The 16,944-nt window shown below is 64.0% G+C and carries 17 protein-coding genes; 4 read left to right on the forward strand and 13 right to left on the reverse strand.

Translation table 11 applies throughout. From position 1 onward, the window contains the following. Window positions 1–20 precede the first annotated feature (20 nt). Window positions 21–1,166, reverse strand: coding sequence for an ABC transporter substrate-binding protein (locus BMX67_RS13405; RefSeq protein WP_090735915.1), 1,146 nt, complete (start codon window positions 1,164–1,166; stop codon window positions 21–23). A 152-nt stretch (window positions 1,167–1,318) separates the two neighbouring features. Between BMX67_RS13405 and paaG the strand changes: the two genes are divergently transcribed. From paaG to BMX67_RS13425, 4 genes are all read left to right on the forward strand, one after another. Continuing rightward, the gene (gene paaG, locus BMX67_RS13410; RefSeq protein ID WP_090735916.1) at window positions 1,319–2,113 is read left to right on the forward strand and encodes a 2-(1,2-epoxy-1,2-dihydrophenyl)acetyl-CoA isomerase PaaG; all 795 of its coding nucleotides are present in this window, start codon (window positions 1,319–1,321) and stop codon (window positions 2,111–2,113) included. Window positions 2,114–2,132: 19 nt separating this feature from the next. Further along, on the forward strand, window positions 2,133–2,570 hold the full coding sequence (paaI, locus tag BMX67_RS13415; RefSeq protein ID WP_090736113.1) for a hydroxyphenylacetyl-CoA thioesterase PaaI: 438 nt from the start codon (window positions 2,133–2,135) through the stop codon (window positions 2,568–2,570). 23 nt (window positions 2,571–2,593) lie between these two features. Further along, window positions 2,594–3,901: a phenylacetate--CoA ligase PaaK gene (gene paaK, locus BMX67_RS13420; protein ID WP_090735919.1), complete on the forward strand. Its 1,308-nt coding sequence runs from the start codon at window positions 2,594–2,596 to the stop codon at window positions 3,899–3,901. Between the two features lie 89 nt (window positions 3,902–3,990). Next, entirely contained in the window at window positions 3,991–4,590 is a 600-nt protein-coding gene (locus BMX67_RS13425; protein WP_090735921.1) for a TetR/AcrR family transcriptional regulator, read from the forward strand. Here BMX67_RS13425 and BMX67_RS13430 read toward each other — a convergent pair. From BMX67_RS13430 to BMX67_RS13485, 12 genes are all read right to left on the reverse strand, one after another. Next, window positions 4,574–5,191: an acyltransferase gene (locus BMX67_RS13430; RefSeq protein WP_090735923.1), complete on the reverse strand. Its 618-nt coding sequence runs from the start codon at window positions 5,189–5,191 to the stop codon at window positions 4,574–4,576. The two genes, BMX67_RS13425 and BMX67_RS13430, sit on opposite strands and share 17 nt — an antisense overlap. Further along, window positions 5,188–7,254 (reverse strand): phenylacetic acid degradation bifunctional protein PaaZ, encoded by a 2,067-nt coding sequence (paaZ, locus tag BMX67_RS13435; protein WP_090735926.1) that lies wholly within the window; start codon window positions 7,252–7,254, stop codon window positions 5,188–5,190. Before paaZ ends, BMX67_RS13430 begins: the two co-directional genes overlap by 4 nt. 14 nt (window positions 7,255–7,268) lie before the next feature. Beyond that, window positions 7,269–8,027: a Phenylacetic acid catabolic protein gene (locus BMX67_RS13440; protein WP_090735929.1), complete on the reverse strand. Its 759-nt coding sequence runs from the start codon at window positions 8,025–8,027 to the stop codon at window positions 7,269–7,271. Then, window positions 8,017–9,087 (reverse strand): 1,2-phenylacetyl-CoA epoxidase subunit PaaE, encoded by a 1,071-nt coding sequence (gene paaE / locus BMX67_RS13445; protein WP_090735931.1) that lies wholly within the window; start codon window positions 9,085–9,087, stop codon window positions 8,017–8,019. The genes BMX67_RS13440 and paaE overlap by 11 nt, the downstream gene beginning before the upstream one ends. 37 nt (window positions 9,088–9,124) lie before the next feature. Continuing rightward, window positions 9,125–9,640: a 1,2-phenylacetyl-CoA epoxidase subunit PaaD gene (gene paaD / locus BMX67_RS13450; RefSeq protein WP_090735934.1), complete on the reverse strand. Its 516-nt coding sequence runs from the start codon at window positions 9,638–9,640 to the stop codon at window positions 9,125–9,127. 11 nt (window positions 9,641–9,651) lie between these two features. After that, entirely contained in the window at window positions 9,652–10,506 is an 855-nt protein-coding gene (gene paaC / locus BMX67_RS13455) for a 1,2-phenylacetyl-CoA epoxidase subunit PaaC (protein ID WP_090735936.1), read from the reverse strand. Further along, window positions 10,506–10,793 (reverse strand): 1,2-phenylacetyl-CoA epoxidase subunit PaaB, encoded by a 288-nt coding sequence (gene paaB, locus BMX67_RS13460; RefSeq protein ID WP_090735939.1) that lies wholly within the window; start codon window positions 10,791–10,793, stop codon window positions 10,506–10,508. Before paaB ends, paaC begins: the two co-directional genes overlap by 1 nt. Window positions 10,794–10,808: 15 nt before the next feature. Continuing rightward, window positions 10,809–11,807, reverse strand: coding sequence for a 1,2-phenylacetyl-CoA epoxidase subunit PaaA (paaA, locus tag BMX67_RS13465; RefSeq protein ID WP_090735941.1), 999 nt, complete (start codon window positions 11,805–11,807; stop codon window positions 10,809–10,811). Between the two features lie 14 nt (window positions 11,808–11,821). Beyond that, window positions 11,822–13,027 carry a 3-oxoadipyl-CoA thiolase gene (gene pcaF, locus BMX67_RS13470; protein WP_090735944.1) on the reverse strand — a complete coding sequence of 402 codons (1,206 nt, stop codon included), beginning with the start codon at window positions 13,025–13,027 and terminating at the stop codon, window positions 11,822–11,824. A 153-nt stretch (window positions 13,028–13,180) separates the two neighbouring features. Beyond that, window positions 13,181–13,999: a PaaX family transcriptional regulator gene (locus BMX67_RS13475; protein ID WP_175479906.1), complete on the reverse strand. Its 819-nt coding sequence runs from the start codon at window positions 13,997–13,999 to the stop codon at window positions 13,181–13,183. A gap of 107 nt (window positions 14,000–14,106) precedes the next feature. Continuing rightward, window positions 14,107–15,417: an omega-aminotransferase AptA gene (gene aptA, locus BMX67_RS13480; RefSeq protein WP_090735950.1), complete on the reverse strand. Its 1,311-nt coding sequence runs from the start codon at window positions 15,415–15,417 to the stop codon at window positions 14,107–14,109. Between the two features lie 133 nt (window positions 15,418–15,550). Next, the gene (locus tag BMX67_RS13485) at window positions 15,551–16,873 is read right to left on the reverse strand and encodes an MFS transporter (protein ID WP_090735952.1); all 1,323 of its coding nucleotides are present in this window, start codon (window positions 16,871–16,873) and stop codon (window positions 15,551–15,553) included. Between the last annotated feature and the right edge of the window lie 71 nt (window positions 16,874–16,944).

Below are 16,944 nucleotides of genomic sequence, written 5' to 3' on the forward strand. Positions count from 1 at the left end.
TCCGGCCGGCGCGTTGTCGATCAGTCCAGCTGTTTCCAGCCGCCATCGGTGATTTGCAGCATCCGGAACGCGGTCAGATCCAGACCCAGATGATCCTTTGGCGAAAAGCTGTAGGTGCCGGTGGTGCCGACAAAGCCCTGGGTTTCCTCCAGCGCGTCACGGATGGCATCGGGATCGGCCTCGCCCGCGCGGGTGATCGCATCGACCATCAGCGCCACCGCATCATGGGCATAGCCCGCAAAGGTCGACGGGGCCTGATCGTATTTCGCCTGATAGGCAGCCGCATATTCGGTGACGACCTTGTATTGGGGGTCGTCCTCGGCCAGCAGATCGCCGATCAGCAGCGCGGTGCCCGGCAGCCGCACGCCTTCGGCGGCGTCGGCCCCGGCCAGTTCGATGAAGGCATCCGACGCGACACCGTGACTTTGATACAGCGGGATGTCGAAGCCAAGCTGGGCAAAGTTGCGGGTCACGATGGCCGGACCCTGACCAAAGCCCGGATTCAGCACCGCCTGCACACCCTCGGTATTGCGGATGCGCGTCAGCTGCGGTGTCATGTCGGCATCCTGCGGGCCATAGGTCTCGTCCGCGACGATCTCGACCCCCTGCGCGCCGGCCACGTCCGAACATTGCGCCTGCATCGACGCGCCGAAACCGTCGGTGCCCGAAATCATGCCGACCTTCGTGATCCCCTGCGCGATCATGTCGGCAAAGATCTTTTCGCAGGCCATGCGGTCGGTATGCGGGGTCTTGAACACATAGTCGCGCACCGGATCGACGATCGAGATCGCCCCCGCCAGCGAGATGAACGGAATGCCCTCATCCTCGGCCACGTCCAGAATGGACATGGTGGTGCCGGTGGTCGAACCGCCGATGATCGCCACGACCTCGTCATCCTCGACAAGGCGGGTGGCAAAGGTGCGGGCCTTGTTCGGATCGCCTCCGTCATCATACAGCGTCAGGGCGATTTCCTCGCCATTGATGCCGCCGGCTGCGTTGATTTCCTCGACCATCATCTCGATGGTCTTGGCCTCGGGATCGCCCAGGAACGCGGCAGGGCCGGTGGCCGAAACGCTGGCCCCCAGCCTGATTTCAGCCTGCGCGGCGATGGGTAGGGCGACGCCTGCCGCCAGAATGCCAAGGGTCGTCCGAATCGCGAGTTTCATATCCAACCTCCCAAGAATGAACCCGGTTTTCAGGGCGCGGTCCGGTTGATCCGGCTCCTCTCCACCCCCTTGCCGATATCATTGACCGACCGGACGGTTTATGCAACAGTTATTCTTGCAAGGCCCCGCGGAGGGGGGCCGCGGAGGATCATATGACGACATCGCAAACCGTTCTCGCGGCCGTTGAATCGGGCGTGCTGAAACTGACGCTGAACCGGACCGACAAGCTGAATTCCTTCAACGAAGAGATGCATCAGGCATTGCGCGCCCAACTGGACCGGGCGCATCAGGATGTCGCGATTCGCGCGCTGCTGCTGACCGGTGCCGGGCGCGGCTTTTGCGCGGGGCAGGATCTTGGCGACCGCGATCCGCGCAAGGGCGGTGACAAGCCCGATCTGGGCCGCACGCTGGACAGCTATTACAACCCCACCATCCGCCTGATTCGGTCGCTGAACAAGCCAGTCATCTGTGCGGTGAACGGCGTCGCGGCGGGCGCGGGCGCGAATATCGCGCTGGCCTGCGACATCGTCATCGCGGCCAGATCGGCGCGGTTCATTCAGGCGTTTTCAAAAATCGGGCTGGTTCCGGATGCCGGTGGCAGCTGGTCCCTGCCCCGCCTGATCGGCGAGGCGCGGGCCAAGGCGCTGGCGCTGACCGCCGAACCCCTGAGCGCGGAAACCGCCGCCGATTGGGGGCTGATCTGGCAGGCCGTTCCCGACGAGGATCTGATGCCGCAGGCAACCGCGTTGGCCGGAAAGCTGGCAGCCGGGCCAACCCTTGGGCTTGGCCTGACCAAGCAACTGATACAGGACGCGGCCACCAGCGATCTGGACAGCCACCTTGACCGCGAACGCGATTGCCAGCGCGCCGCAGGTCACAGCGACGATTACGCCGAAGGCGTGACCGCCTTTCTGGAAAAGCGCCCGGCGCAGTTCAAGGGACGTTAAGATGCGCGACGCCGCCCGGATGACCCCGCAAGAGCTGGCCGAAGCCTGCGCCGAAGTGATGTGGAACGATGACAGCGCGTCGCAACGGTTGGGGATGAAGCTGATCCATATCGCGCCCGGCCACGCGACACTGGAAATGACGCTGACCGACCAGATGACCAATGGCCACGGCAATGCGCATGGCGGCTATCTGTTCACGCTGGCCGACAGCGCCTTTGCCTTTGCCTGCAACACTTACAACCAGCGCACCGTCGGGCAGCATTGCTCGGTGACCTATCTGGCCCCCGGCGCGCTGGGGGACCGCCTGACGGCAACCGCGCGCGAGGTGACGCGCAGGGGTCGCTCGGGCATCTATGACGTGCAGATCACCCGCGAGGACGGCACCGTGATCGTCGAATTCCGCGGCCATTCGCGCACCGTCACCGGCACATTCCTGCCCCAGGGCAGCGACAGATGACAGACATCTCAGGGAGGAGCCTGATGAAAGACCTGACCCCAAGCACCGATATCCTGGACCCGATCGAGGTCGCCAGCCGCGACGAGATCACCGCCCTGCAACAACAGCGCATGGCATGGTCCTTGCGCCATGCCTATGAAAACTCGCCCTTCTATCGCCAGCGTTTTGATCAGGCAGGCGCCCATCCCGACGATTTCAGGACGCTGGCCGATCTGGCGAAGTTTCCCTTCACGATGAAGCAGGATCTGCGCGACACCTATCCGTTCGGGATGTTCGCGGTTCCGCGCGATCGGCTGATCCGCATCCATGCCTCGTCGGGAACGACGGGCAAGCCGACGGTGGTGGGCTATACCAGAAACGATATCGACAACTGGGCCGCGATGGTCGCCCGCTCGATCCGGGCAAGCGGCGGTCGCAGGGGCGACATCGCCCATATCGCCTATGGCTATGGCCTGTTCACCGGCGGGCTGGGGGCGCATTACGGGGCCGAAAAGCTGGGCTGCACCGTGGTCCCCATCTCGGGCGGGATGACCGAACGGCAGGTGACGCTGATCACCGATTTCAAGCCGCGCATCATCATGGTGACGCCGTCCTACATGTTGTCGATCCTGGACGAGTTCCGGCGCCAGGGACTGGACCCGCGCGAAAGCTCGATCGAGGTCGGCATCTTCGGGGCCGAACCCTGGACCAACGCCATGCGCGAGGAAATCGAACAGGCGTTCAACATGCATGCGGTCGATATCTATGGCCTCAGCGAGGTGATGGGTCCCGGCGTCGCCAATGAATGCGTCGAAACCAAGGACGGGCTGCATGTCTGGGAAGACCACTTCTACCCGGAAATCATCGACCCGCAGACGGGCGAGGTTCTGCCCGACGGCCAGATGGGCGAACTGGTCTTTACCACGCTGACCAAGGAAGGTCTGCCGATGGTCCGCTATCGCACACGCGATCTGACGCGGATCCTGCCGGGCACGGCCCGCTCGATGCGCCGGATCGAAAAGATCACCGGGCGCTGCGATGACATGATCATCCTGCGCGGCGTCAACGTGTTCCCCACCCAGATCGAGGAACAGATCCTGAAATGCGCCGGGCTTGCGCCGCATTTCCAGATCGAACTGACCCGCAAGGACCGGATGGACGTGATGACCGTCCATGTCGAATGCACCGCCGCGCGCGCAGCATCCGAGGCACGCACCGCCTCGGCCAGGGAACTGGCGCATCACATCAAGTCGGTGGTCGGGATCTCGACCAGGATCGAGGTGCATGACCCCGACCGGATCGCGCGCTCGGAAGGCAAGGCCAAGCGCCTGCTGGACAACCGCCCCAAGTAAGACCGGGCACGACTGGAACAGATCGCGGTCCGGGGATAAGAGGTCGCAGCCCGACCCCCGGACCGCATGACAAAGGAGCAGCCTCGCCCATGGCACGGACGCGCGCAGAGGATTTCGAGGAAAAGCAGCATCAGCTGTTGCTGACGGCTGCGCATGTCTTCGCGACGCAGGGGATGGACAAGGCGTCGATGTCGCAGATCGCGGCCGAGGCCGGCGTGTCGAAATCGCTGCTGTATCACTATTATCCGTCCAAGGATGCGCTGATCTTCGCGATCATCCACACCCATCTGGAGGAACTGGACGACGCGCTGGGGGCGGCGATCGACCCCGCCCTGACCCCGCGCGGACAGTTGGAAACGCTGGTTCTGACGGTGCTTGAATCCTATCGTGGCGCGGATGATCAGCACAAGGTTCAGCTGAATGCCGGCCCTGCGCTGTCAGACGATCAGAAGGCCCGCATCCACCAGGTTGAACGCCGGATCGTCAAACGCTTTTCCGCCATCATCCGCGACATCCACCCCGAACTGGACCGCCCCGAACGGCCTTTGCTGATGCCGGTGACCATGTCGCTGTTCGGCATGATGAACTGGGTCTATATGTGGTTCCGCGATGGCGGCCCGGTCAGTCGCGAGGATTATGCCCAGGTCGCCACCACGCTGATCCTTGAAGGGGTCAAGGCCGTTCGCTGAAACCGCGGCGTTCCAGAACCAGCGGGTCATATTCGGGCGCCTTCACCCGTCGCCGGTCAGGTTCCGGTGCGCGAAGGGGCTGCGCGGGCGCAAGCTTGGCCGGTGCCTCGATTGCCAGTTGCTGATAGACGCCGGTTCCGCGCCGTTTCCAGTCGATCTCTTCCGCGGACAGTTGGCGGATCACCTTGGCGGGCGATCCCACGGCCATGCTGTCGGGCGGGATCTGCGCGCCCGCCTTGACGAATGCCGCGGCCCCAAGGATCGAGTTTTCGCCGATCACCGCCTCGTCCATGACGACCGCGTTCATCCCGACCATCGCATTGCGCCCGACGCGGCATCCATGCAGCACCGCGCCATGGCCGATATGGCCCAGTTCCTCGACCAGCACGTCCTTGCCCGGAAAGGCATGGGCCACGCAGGTTTCCTGAAAATTCGAGCCCGCGCACAGGGTGATCCGCCCGAAATCGCCGCGCAGCACGGCCCCCGCCCCGACATAACAGCCGGGGCCGATGATCACGTCACCGATCAGGACCGCGTCGGGATGGACGAAGGCCGTCGGATCGACGACCGGCACCACCCCGTCCCAGGACCAGACGCTCATGCCTGGGCCACCGGCCAGGTCTTGGCGACCATGGTCAGAACGTCATATTGGGCAACCACCTCATCCTTCTGGTTGCTGACCCGGCAATCCCAGCGCACCTCGCCATAGACGGCATTCTCGCGCGGGTTGATATCCTTGCAGGTCAGCCGCACCCGCAGGCTGTCGCCGAAATAGACCGGCGTCAGAAAGCGCATGTTGTCCACACCGTAATTGGCCAGAACCGGGCCGGGATCGGGCTGCACGAACAGGCCCGCCGCGAAGGACGCGATCAGATAGCCATGGGCCACGCGGTCCTCGAAGAACGGGTTTGCCTTGGCGGCGTCGCTGTCCATATGGGCATAGAACGTGTCGCCGGTGAAATGGGCGAAATGTTCGACATCCTCCTCGGTGATCTCACGCGCCTCGGTCACGATCTGATCGCCGATCCGCAGTTCGGCTAGGGATTTGCGGAACGGGTGCTGATCGGCACGTGCCGGGGCTCCATCGGTCCATTGCCCGGTCACCGCCGACAGCAGGCGCGGCGTGCCCTGAACGGCGGTGCGCTGCATGAAATGCTTGACCCCGCGCATGCCACCCATTTCCTCGCCGCCACCGGCACGCCCCGGACCGCCATGAACCAGCGGTGCCAGGGGCGAACCATGCCCGGTCGAGGTCTTGGCGCTGTCGCGGTTGCCGATCATCACGCGACCATGGAAACACGCCATGCCCAGAACCATCTGCGCGGCAATGTCGGGATCATTGGTAAAGACCGATGAGACAAGCGACCCCCTGCCCTTCTGCGCCAGTTCGACCGCCTGATCGATGCTGTCATAGGGCATGATGGTGGCGACCGGGCCGAAGGCCTCGATCTCATGCGGGGCGGTGGCGGTCATCGGGTCGGCGCAGTGCAAAAGCACCGGGGACATGAAGGCGCCCTTGTCTGCATCGCCCGAAATCACCTGAACCTTGCCCGGATCCCCAAAGACGATGGACGCTTCGGCCGCGATGGCGGCGATCTTGGCGCGGACATCGTCGCGATCCCCGCAGGAGGCCAGCGCCCCCATCCGTGCGTTCTTGTCATCGGGCAGACCGATGGCGGTCTTCGCCAACCGTTCAGACAATGCCGCGATCAGCGCGTCCTGATGGTCGCGCGGCACCAGAACCCGGCGGATCGCGGTACATTTCTGCCCCGCCTTCGAGGTCATCTCGCGCGCGACCTCTTTGACGAACAGATCGAATTCCGGCGTGTCGGGGGTCGCATCCGGGCCAAGCACGGCGGCGTTCAGGCTGTCGGCCTCCATCGTGAAACGGGTCGAGTTCGCGACGATCGCCGGATGGGTCCGCAGCTTTTGCCCGGTGCTGGCCGAACCGGTGAAGGTCACGACATCCTGCCCGGTGACATGATCCAGCAGATCGCCGACCCCGCCGCAGATCAGTTGCAGCGCACCTTCGGGCAGGATGTTCATCTGCAGCATCCGGCGCACGACAAGCTCGGTCACATAGGCCGTCTGCGAGGCGGGTTTCACGATGCAGGGCATCCCCGCGATCAGGGCCGGCGCGATCTTTTCCAGCATCCCCCAGACCGGGAAATTGAAGGCGTTGATATGGATCGCGACCCCGCGCAGCGGCGTCAGGATGTGCTGGGCGACAAAGCTGCCATCGCGGGACAGCCCTTCGACCGGGCCTTCGGTCAGCACCTTGGCATTCGGCAATTCGCGCCGCGCCTTCGACGCAAAGGTCAGCATCGTGCCGATGCCGCCGTCGATATCGGGCCACGCATCCTTGGGCGTGGCGCCGGTCGCCAGGCTTTCGACGTGGAACTCATCCTTCATGTCCATCAGGCGCAGGCCGATTTCCTTCAGCATCAGCGCACGTTCATGGATGGTCAGACGACGCAGGCCCGCGCCTCCGACCTCGCGGCCCCAAGCCAGCGCCGCGGCGAAATCGATCCCGTCAGAGGAAATCAGCGCGTGGGTTTCGCCCGTGGCCGCATGGGCAAGGGGCTTGCCCTCGCCATTTCCTGCGCGCCAAGCGCCCTGCACAAAGCTTTCCAGCCGCCGCGCGGTGCGTCCCGTATCCAGCATGTGCTGTCCTTTCCCTAGTCCAGTCCCAGCGCGGTCAGAACCGACCCCGCCTGGGCGCGCCAGCTTTGGCGCAATGTCTCGTTATCGGTATGGCGCAAGCCCATGCCGCGCTGTTTTTCAAAGCGTTCGGATTGCGCCGGACCAAAGGTTTCGGCCACGCGCGGCATCCAATAGGCAACCGACGCCCTGACACCGTCGCGGTCGCTGCGGGCCAGCCGCTCCAACCCCTCCTGGCCCAGTTCCATGTGACGCCGTTCGCGCGGCAACAGGTCGCGCATCACCTCGGCCAGCGGCTGATAGGAACTGCGCTGCATCTCGGTCAGGGCATGCAGCGTGGCCATGCCCATCAGCACATTCATCACCACCGCATCGGTCCAGCCGGTCAGGGGATAATAAAACACCGACAATCGCATGTCGCCACCCTGCCGGCGCGGGTCGATACGGTCATCGCGCGACACGCGGGCAGCCCAGTCATGCGCCTGATTATACAGCGCCTTGTCGGTGCCAAAGCCCTGCATCAGATCCAGAACGCGTTCCGCATGATCGGCCTTTTCCAGCGTGATCCGGCTGGCGGCGATGCGTTCCTTGATGCCCGGCGCCCAGTTGATCGCCGCGGCAAAACCGGCCGATCCGGCCAGCTCGCTGTCCACAAAGGAAGACATCAGCCGCAGCAACTCGCCGCGATAACGCGGCGGCACATTTTCGGGCGAGGTCAGCTTGCCCCCCTGGGCCAGATACTCGGCGATGGGCATGGCTGCGGCATCATTCGTCATAGCTGAGCACCAGTTTGTCCGACAGCGGGATACATTGACAGGACAGGACGTAACCGGCGCGGACCTCGTAATCCTCCAGCGCGTGGTTCACCTCCATCTCGACCTCGCCTTCCAGAACCTTTGCGCGACAGGTCGAACAGACTCCGGCCTTGCAGGAATAGGGCGCGTCCATATCGTGATCGATGGCCGCATCCAGAACCGAGGTTCCGTCCTTCGGCATCCGGAAGCTGCGCGTGGCACCGTCCAGCGTGACCGACACCTCGCAGCTGTTGGCGGCATTGACGGCCTGCTGCGACACCGCGCGTTTCTTAGCCCGACCGGGCTGAGAGGATGCGAACAGTTCGAACTTGATCTGATCGTCGCTGAGGCCATGTTTGCGCAGGCTGTCGGCGATGGTCAGCATCATCGGCTCGGGGCCGCAGATAAATGCGGTATCGACGGTCTCGGCGTCGATCCACATGCGAAACAGCATCTCCATCTTGTCGGCGTCGATGCGTCCGGTGAACAGGTCGATCTCCTGCCCCTCGCTTTCAAGGATATGAACGACCGAGAACCGGCCCAGATAGGTGTTCTTCAGATCCTCAAGTTCCTCGCGGAACATGATCGAACCGACCTGCCGGTTGGCATAGACCAGCGTGAAGGTGGATGCCGGTTCGCGCGACAGCACGGTCTTGATGATCGACAGGACCGGCGTGATCCCGGACCCACCCGCAAATCCCAGATAGCTTTTCGCGGTCGCAGGATCCAGCGCGGTGAAGAACCGGCCTTGCGGGGTCATCGCCTCCAGCATGTCGCCGGGTTTCAGTTCCTCGTTCGCCCAAGTCGAAAAGGCGCCGCCATCGACCCGCTTGATCCCGACCCGCAGGCAACCCTCGTCCAGTCCGGCGCAAATCGAATAGGACCGGCGCAGTTCCTCACCGTCGAACTCGCGGCGAAAGGTCAGGTACTGGCCCTGGGTAAAGGCAAAAGCCCCGGCATCCTGCGGCTTCAGCGTAACGACCACGGCATCGCGGGTCTCTCGCCGGACCTCGGTCACTTCCAAGGGGTGAAAACGTGGCATCTCTGACCTCCTCCGGACAGAACCAGGGCAGCCGGCCCTAGTGGCATTTGAAATAGTCGAACGGCTCCAGGCAGTCCTTGCAGCGATAGCTGGCCTTGCACGGGGTCGAGCCGAACTGGCTGACCCGTTCGGTATTGCCCGACCCGCAGCGCGGGCAGGCGATCACCAGATTTGACCGCCCGGCCAGCCGCGCCGCCCGTGCCGCCGTGCCCCCGTCGGATGCGGTGCCATCGACGGGCGGCGCGATCCCATAGGCGCGCAGCTTGTCGCGGCCCTCTTGCGTGACCCAATCTGTGGTCCAGGGCGGTGACAGCCGACGTTCCAGCCGCAGATCGCCGATCCCGCGATCGCGAAGATGGCTTTCGATCGCCAGATCGATCACCGCCGTTGCGGGACAGCCGGAATAGGTCGGCGTGACCGCAACGACCAGCGTGTCGCCATCCCAGCGGATATCGCGCACGATCCCCAGATCGGTGACCGAGACGACCGGTATTTCGGGATCCGGCACCTCGGCCAGCCAGTCCCAGATCTGCGCATCGCTTGGTGTGGACATGGCGCGGCCCGTTACCAGCTGGCGCCCGGATAGGCGCGTTGCAGGAACTGCATCTGCGCAAGGATATAGCCCAGATGCTCGGTGTGGCGCCCCTGCTTGCCACCGCGATGGACATCCGCGCGCCCTTCGGGTCGGGTCAGCGTGGCCTCGGCCAGAACCTCTTCGACGGTCTGTTGCCATGCCGGTTGCAGATCGGCCAGCACCGGCGCGATCCCCGCATTGGCGACGGCATCATCCACGGCATCGGCAACGAACATCTCGCCGGAATAGGGCCACAGCCGGTCCAGCGCCTCCTGCATCCGGGCGTGGCTTTCCTGGGTCCCGTCGCCCAGCCGCACCACCAGATCCGAGCTGCGTTCCAGGTGATAGCTGACCTCTTTCAGCGCCTTGGCCGCGATTTCAGCCACGCGCGGGCTGGCAGAGCGGGTCAGCGCCGTCAGCATGTGGAAATGCCACGCATCGAACAGGAATTCGCGCATCAGGGTGACCGCCATGTCGCCATTGGGCAACTCGGCCAGTTGCAGGTTGCGGAACTTCATCGCATCGCGAAGAAAGGCCAGATCGTCGGCAGTGCGCCCCTCGCTCTGAACCTCGGCCGCAAGACCCAACCACATCTGCGTGTGACCGATCAGATCCAGCGCCGTGTTCGCCAGCGCGATGTCTTCTTCCAGCGCGGGACCGTGGCCGCACCATTCCGAAATGCGATGCCCCAGTATCAGGGTGTTGTCACCCATGCGGCACAGCCAGTCGAAGAAGGCGGGCTTCAGATCCACGTCCTGCACATGCGGGTCGTGGCTCTGCGCGGCAGCGGCGCTTTCGGCCAGCGCCACCACATCGGGCGTGGTCATATCGGGCAGCGACGGCATCACATATGCCCCACTTCGTCCGGGATGTCGAAGAAGGTCGGGTGCCGATAGACCTTGCTTTCCGCCGGGTCGAACAGCGGCCCCTTGTCGGATGGGGCCGAGGCGGTGATCTCGGCCGATCTGACCACCCAGATCGAGACGCCCTCCTTGCGGCGGGTATAGACATCACGCGCGTTGTTGATCGCCATTTCCGCATCGGGGGCATGCAGGCTGCCGACATGGCGATGGTTCAGACCATGCTGTCCGCGAATGAAGATTTCCCACAGCGGCCATTCCTTTTTGGACATCGGTAGCTTCCTTCCTTATTCGGCGGCAACGGTCGCGGCACGGCGGCGCGCGGCGGATTTGTCGGCATAGGCGCTCAGCCCGTCGCGGAACCACTGGCCGTTGTCCCAGGCGGTGCGGCGGGCTTCCAGCCGCTCGCGGTTGCAGGGACCGTTGCCCTTGATCACCTCGAAGAACTCTTCCCAGTCGGGCTCGGCGAAATCGTAATGGCCGCGTTCATCGTTCCAGCGCAGGGTTTCGTCGGGCACGGTCAGGCCCAGATATTCCGCCTGCGGCACCGTTTCATCGACGAATTTCTGGCGCAGCTCGTCGTTGGTGTTCATCTTGATCTTCCACGCCATCGACTGCGCGGAATGGACCGAGTCCTTGTCGGACGGGCCGAACATCATCAGCGCCGGATACCAGAAGCGGTTCAGCGCGTCCTGCGCCATTTCCTTCTGCTCGGGCGTGCCTTCGGCCATCTTCATCATGATCGCGTAGCCCTGCCGCTGGTGGAAGCTTTCTTCCTTGCAGATGCGGATCATCGCGCGGCTATAGGGGCCATAGCTGGTGCGCTGCAACGGCACCTGGTTCATGATCGCGGCACCGTCGACCAGCCAGCCGACCGCGCCCATATCGGCCCAGGTCAGCGTGGGATAGTTGAAGATGCTGCTGTATTTCATCGCCCCGGAATGCAGCTTTTCGAACAGCTCATCGCGGCTGACGCCAAGCGTCTCGGCGGCACTGTACAGATATAGGCCGTGGCCGGCCTCGTCCTGGACCTTCGCCAGCAGGATCGCCTTGCGTTCCAGCGTCGGCGCACGGGTGATCCAGTTGCCTTCGGGCAGCTGGCCCACGATTTCGCTATGCGCGTGCTGGCCGATCTGGCGGATCAGCGTCTTGCGATAGCCTTCAGGCATCCATTCCTTGGGCTCGATCTTTTCATTGCGGTCGATGCGTTCCTGAAAGGCGCGTTCCTCGGGCGACATTTCGTCGGCCGATTTCATGCCTTCCGACTTTACCATCTGTGCATACATGGTCCTGCCTCCTGTCAGACCCGTTCAAGGATCATCGCGATCCCTTGCCCGACGCCGACGCACATCGTGCACAGCGCATAGCGACCGCCGTTCCGTTGCAGCTGACGGGTCGCGGTCATCACCAGACGCGCCCCCGACATGCCAAGCGGATGCCCCATCGCGATCGCCCCGCCATTCGCATTCACATGCGGCGCGTCATCGGGCAGACCCAGATCGCGCAGCACCGCCAGGCCCTGCGCGGCAAAGGCCTCGTTCAATTCTATCACATCCATCTGGTCCAGCGTCAGCCCCGCCCGCGCCAGAACCTTGCGCGTGGCCGGAACCGGCCCGATGCCCATGATCCGCGGCGACACGCCGGCAGCCGCCATCGCCACGACCCGCGCCTGCGGGGTCAGCCCATGCGTCCGCGCCGCCGCCTCGGACGCCACGATCACGCCCGCCGCGCCGTCATTCACGCCCGAGGCATTGCCCGCCGTGACCGTCAGATCGGGTCCGTTGACCCCACGCAGCTTGGCAAGTTGTTCGATTCCGGTGCCGGGACGGGGATGTTCGTCGGTGTCGATCACCACCGGATCACCCTTGCGCTGCGGGATGGTGACCGGCGCAATCTCATCGGTGAAAAAGCCCGACTCCTGCGCAGCGGCCCACCGGGCCTGACTGCGCGCAGCAAAAGCGTCCTGATCTTCGCGACTGATGTTGTAGTCCGACGCGACATTGTCGGCGGTTTCGGGCATGGAATCGGTGCCGAATTCGCGCTTCATCCGGGGGTTCACGAAACGCCACCCGATGGTGGTGTCATACGTCTCGGCATTGCGTGAAAAGGCGCTGGTCGCCTTGGCCATGACAAAGGGGGCGCGGCTCATGCTTTCGACGCCACCTGCCAGCATCAGATCGCCGTCACCCGACCGGATCGCGCGGGCGGCCATGCCGATGGCGTCCATCCCCGACCCGCACAGGCGGTTGATCGTCGTGCCCGGCACCTCGATAGGCAACCCGGCCAGCAGACCCGCCATGCGCGCGACATTGCGATTATCCTCGCCTGCCTGATTGGCACAGCCAAGGATCACGTCATCGACCGCCGCCCAATCGACCGAGGCATTCCGCGCGACCAGCGCCCGCAACGGGATCGCCGCCAGATCATCCGCCCGAACCGAGGACAGCGCCCCGCCATAGCGCCCGATCGGGGTCCGCAATGCGTCACAGATGAATGCGTCGGTCATAAAGCTCTCCTCCGGTCGATGGTCGATCATTCATCGACCGCTCGGTCACCAATATACGGATCAAAACATCACTCGCAAAGACAATTTTTGATGAATCGCGTGATGCTTTTTCGGAAGGCATGAAAATGACCGGAAAGCAAAGCCTTGCAGTTTTCAGCGGGACAGGGCTTTCATCCGCGCGCGGGTTTCCGGCGTCGCCTCGGGCAAGGGGCCGACAGAATCGGCAAAGCTGTGACCGACGCAGCGATCCGCGCCTGCGGACAGGCGCAGATACAGGTCGCGAAACAGATCATGCGCCTGCGCCGCAGGCCAGTCGACCGGGGTCGCGTCTTGCGGCAGGCGCGGGTCGGCAAGGGCGGCATGGCGGTATTCATCGATCAGTCGCAGACGCAGCGCCAGGGCGTCCGCATCGGCCAGGCCCTGTGTCCGCTGCGGTGTCAGCCCGCCGAAGCGGTCCAGAAATCCGCGATAGCCCTGCGCGACCTCGGCCAGCGGCCAATGCCCCGCCGCGAAACCGGGCAGATCATTCGCCCCCGATATCGTCGCCGCCCGCAGAACCGGCCCCGCCGGCAGCACGAGACCCGCGCGAAAGGGCGCAATCGCCCCGCTGCCGAAGGCAACCCAACCGGGCAATGGATCGCCCGACAGCGCAATCGCCCAGTCGGCAGGCAGCGAGGGCGGGGAGAACAGGATCTGACCGGCCTGCCGAAATTCGGTCTGCGCCGCAGCGGACAGGCGATAGAAACTGCGCCTCCCGATCCGCTCGCCCTGCAAACGCCCTGCCGCGACCAGACGCGATACGGCGGTCCGGACAAGGCTTTCGCTGATCCCGTGGCGGGCGCAGCATTCGATCAGCGTGCCCATCCACAGCACGCTGCCGCGCGGTTCGACCACATCGCCATAAATCGTGACGATGAAAGAACTCGCCCGCGGCGGGGCCGATGTCAGGATGCGTTGGACAGGATCGGTCACGGCCATGCGTCTTCAAAGCGGAACTGCCGCCCAACCTAGCCAGCCGGGCGGCACATGTCACCCGCAGGCGGGGGATGCCCCGGACCGGTCGGGCCCGGGGCCGTGGATCAGGCGGTTTCCGCCAGAACCTCTTTCAGCGTGTCCGCGATGGTCCCGATCTGGGATTCGTTGATGATCAGTGGGGGCGACAGCGCAATGATATCGCCCGTCACGCGGATCATCAGGCCCTTGGCCCAGGCGCGTTTCATCGCCTCATAGGCCCGCGCACCGGGTTTGCCGTCGCGGCTGGCCAGTTCGATGCCGCCGACAAGGCCGATCGTGCGGATATCGGCCACGTTCGGTGCGCCCTTCAGGCTGTGCAGCGCATCGCCCCAGACGGTTTCAAGGCTGGCGGCGTTTTCGAACATCCCATCCTCGGCATAGGCACGCTGGGTCGCCAGCGCCGCCGCCACCGCGACCGGGTGGGCCGAGTAGGTATAGCCGTGGAACAGCTCGATCGGGGTTTCCGAATTCTCGACCACCGCGTCATAGATGAAATCAGCCGCCGCGACGCCGCCCATGGGGATCGCCCCGCTGGTGACGCCCTTGGCAAAGGTGATCATGTCCGGCGTCACGCCAAAGTAATGCGCGGCCATCGGGGTGCCCAGACGGCCAAAGCCCGAGATCACCTCATCAAAGATCAGCAGGATGTCGTGCTTGGTCGCGATTTCGCGCAGACGTTCAAGATAACCGACCGGCGGCGGCAGGATACCGGTCGAGCCTGCCATCGGTTCGACGATCACGGCGGCGATGGTTTCCGCACCGTGCAGCGCGACCAGACGTTCCAGATCCTCGGCCAGTTCGACCCCATGCGGCACCGGGCCACGGGTAAAGCTGTTACGGGCCGGGTCATGCGTGTGGCGCATGTGGTCGACGCCAGGAAGATGGGTGTTGAACTGCTTGCGGTTGGCAACGATGCCGCCCACCGAGATGCCGCCAAAGCCAACGCCGTGATAGCCACGCTCGCGCCCGATGAAGCGGGTCTTGCCGCCCTTGCCGCGCGCCTTGTGATAGGCCAGCGCGATCTTCAGCGCGCTATCGACCGCCTCGGACCCCGAGTTGCCGAAGAAGATGCGGTTCAGCGGGTTGGGAAATGTCTCGGCCAGGGTCGCGGCAAGACGAAACGCCTCGGGGTGGCCGAAATTGAACATCGGCGCGAAATCCAGCGTCTTGATCGTGTTGGTCACCGCCTCGACGATCAGCGGATGGCTGTGGCCCGCATTGGCGCACCACAGGCCGGCGGTGCCGTCAAGGATCTGCCGCCCGTCTTCCGACGTGTAATACATCCCCTCGGCGGCGACGACCATCCGCGGGTCCGATTTGAAATCCCGGTTCGCCGTGAAGGGCATCCAGTGATTTTCGAGTGTGTTGGGATTCATCGAATCCTCCCTGCCTGAGTCTCGCGATCAATCTGGAACGGCAGGAACGGAAAAAAAAGGAAATTATGCAGATGATGAAGAAAAGGCGGCATCCGAAGATGCCGCCCCTGTTCTTTAGGCAGTTATGCCCGCCTTACAGCGACTTGCCGAATTCCAGCTTGCGCGCGAAATGCAGTGCCAGAATGGTGCAGATCGCGCCCGACAGAAGGTACAGCCCCGACGCGAACAGCCCCAGATAGGCCGACAGCGCCAATGCGGCCAGCGGCGCGAAGCCTGCGCCGAACAGCCATGCCAGATCGGAGACCACCGCCGAACCGGTATAGCGATAGCGGCTTTCAAACAGCGAGGCGACGGCACCAGAAGACTGACCAAAGCTGATGCCCAGGATGATGAAGCCGCCGATCATGTAGACCGCTTCGCCAAAACCGCGACCCGCCAGCAGAAGCGGCGCGAAGATGCTGAAGACGGCAATCGCGATCGCGCCCCGGAACAGCAGCTTGCGATGCCCGATCAGGTCCGCCAGCACGCCCGACAGCACGATCGCGGCAAGGCCAAAGGCGGCGGCCACGGCCTCGATCACCAGGAACTGGGTCAGGCTTTCATCGGTGTACAGGAACACCCAGGACAGCGGAAACACCGTCACCATGTGGAACAGTGCAAAGCTGGCCAGGGGCACGAAGGCGCCGACAAGGATGGTCTTGCCGTCGATCTTGGCCACATCGCGCAGCTTCGTCGGCTCCAGCTCGCGTTGCTGGAACATGCGGGCATATTCCGGCGTCACCACGATCCGCAGCCGCGCGAACAGCGCCACGACGTTGATCGCGAAGGCCACGAAGAAAGGATAGCGCCAGCCCCAGTCAAGGAAATCGGCCTCGGACAGGTTCTGGACCAGATAGGCGAACAACAGGCTGGCCACGATCAGGCCAAGCGGCGCGCCCAGTTGCGGCACCATGACGTAGAACCGGCGGCGATCTTCGGGCGCACTTAGTGCCAACAGCGACGGCAGGCCGTCCCATGCGCCGCCAAGCGCAAGACCCTGACCGATCCGCAGCAGGCACAGGACCAAGATCGCATAATCCCCGATGCTGTCATAGGACGGCACCAGACCCATCGCCACGGTCGAAGTGCCCAGCAACAGCAGTGCCAGCGTCATCTTGACGCCCTTGCCATAGCGGCGGTCGATCACGGTGAAGATCGCGGTCCCGAAGGGGCGCGCGACAAAGGCCAGCGAGAAGATCGCAAAGGACCACAGCGTCGCGTTCAGCGGATCCAGAAACGGAAAATAGCGCAGCGGGAAGACGATCACCGTCGCGATTGCAAAGACGAAGAAATCGAAAAATTCGGACGTGCGCCCGATGATGACGCCGACGGCGATGTCCGAGGGCGAAATCGTGTGGCCCGAGGGGTCGGCCTCGGGGGGCATCTTATCGGAATGGGTCGTGGTAGGCTGCTGCATCTCGTGCGGACTCCTTCATCGGCCGATGACGGTCACGGTCGGTCGGGTGGAATTGGCGCGACCGTATGCGC

Origin of the sequence: Paracoccus homiensis (assembly GCF_900111675.1) — a bacterium.
In the GTDB taxonomy this organism is placed as follows: domain Bacteria; phylum Pseudomonadota; class Alphaproteobacteria; order Rhodobacterales; family Rhodobacteraceae; genus Paracoccus; species Paracoccus homiensis.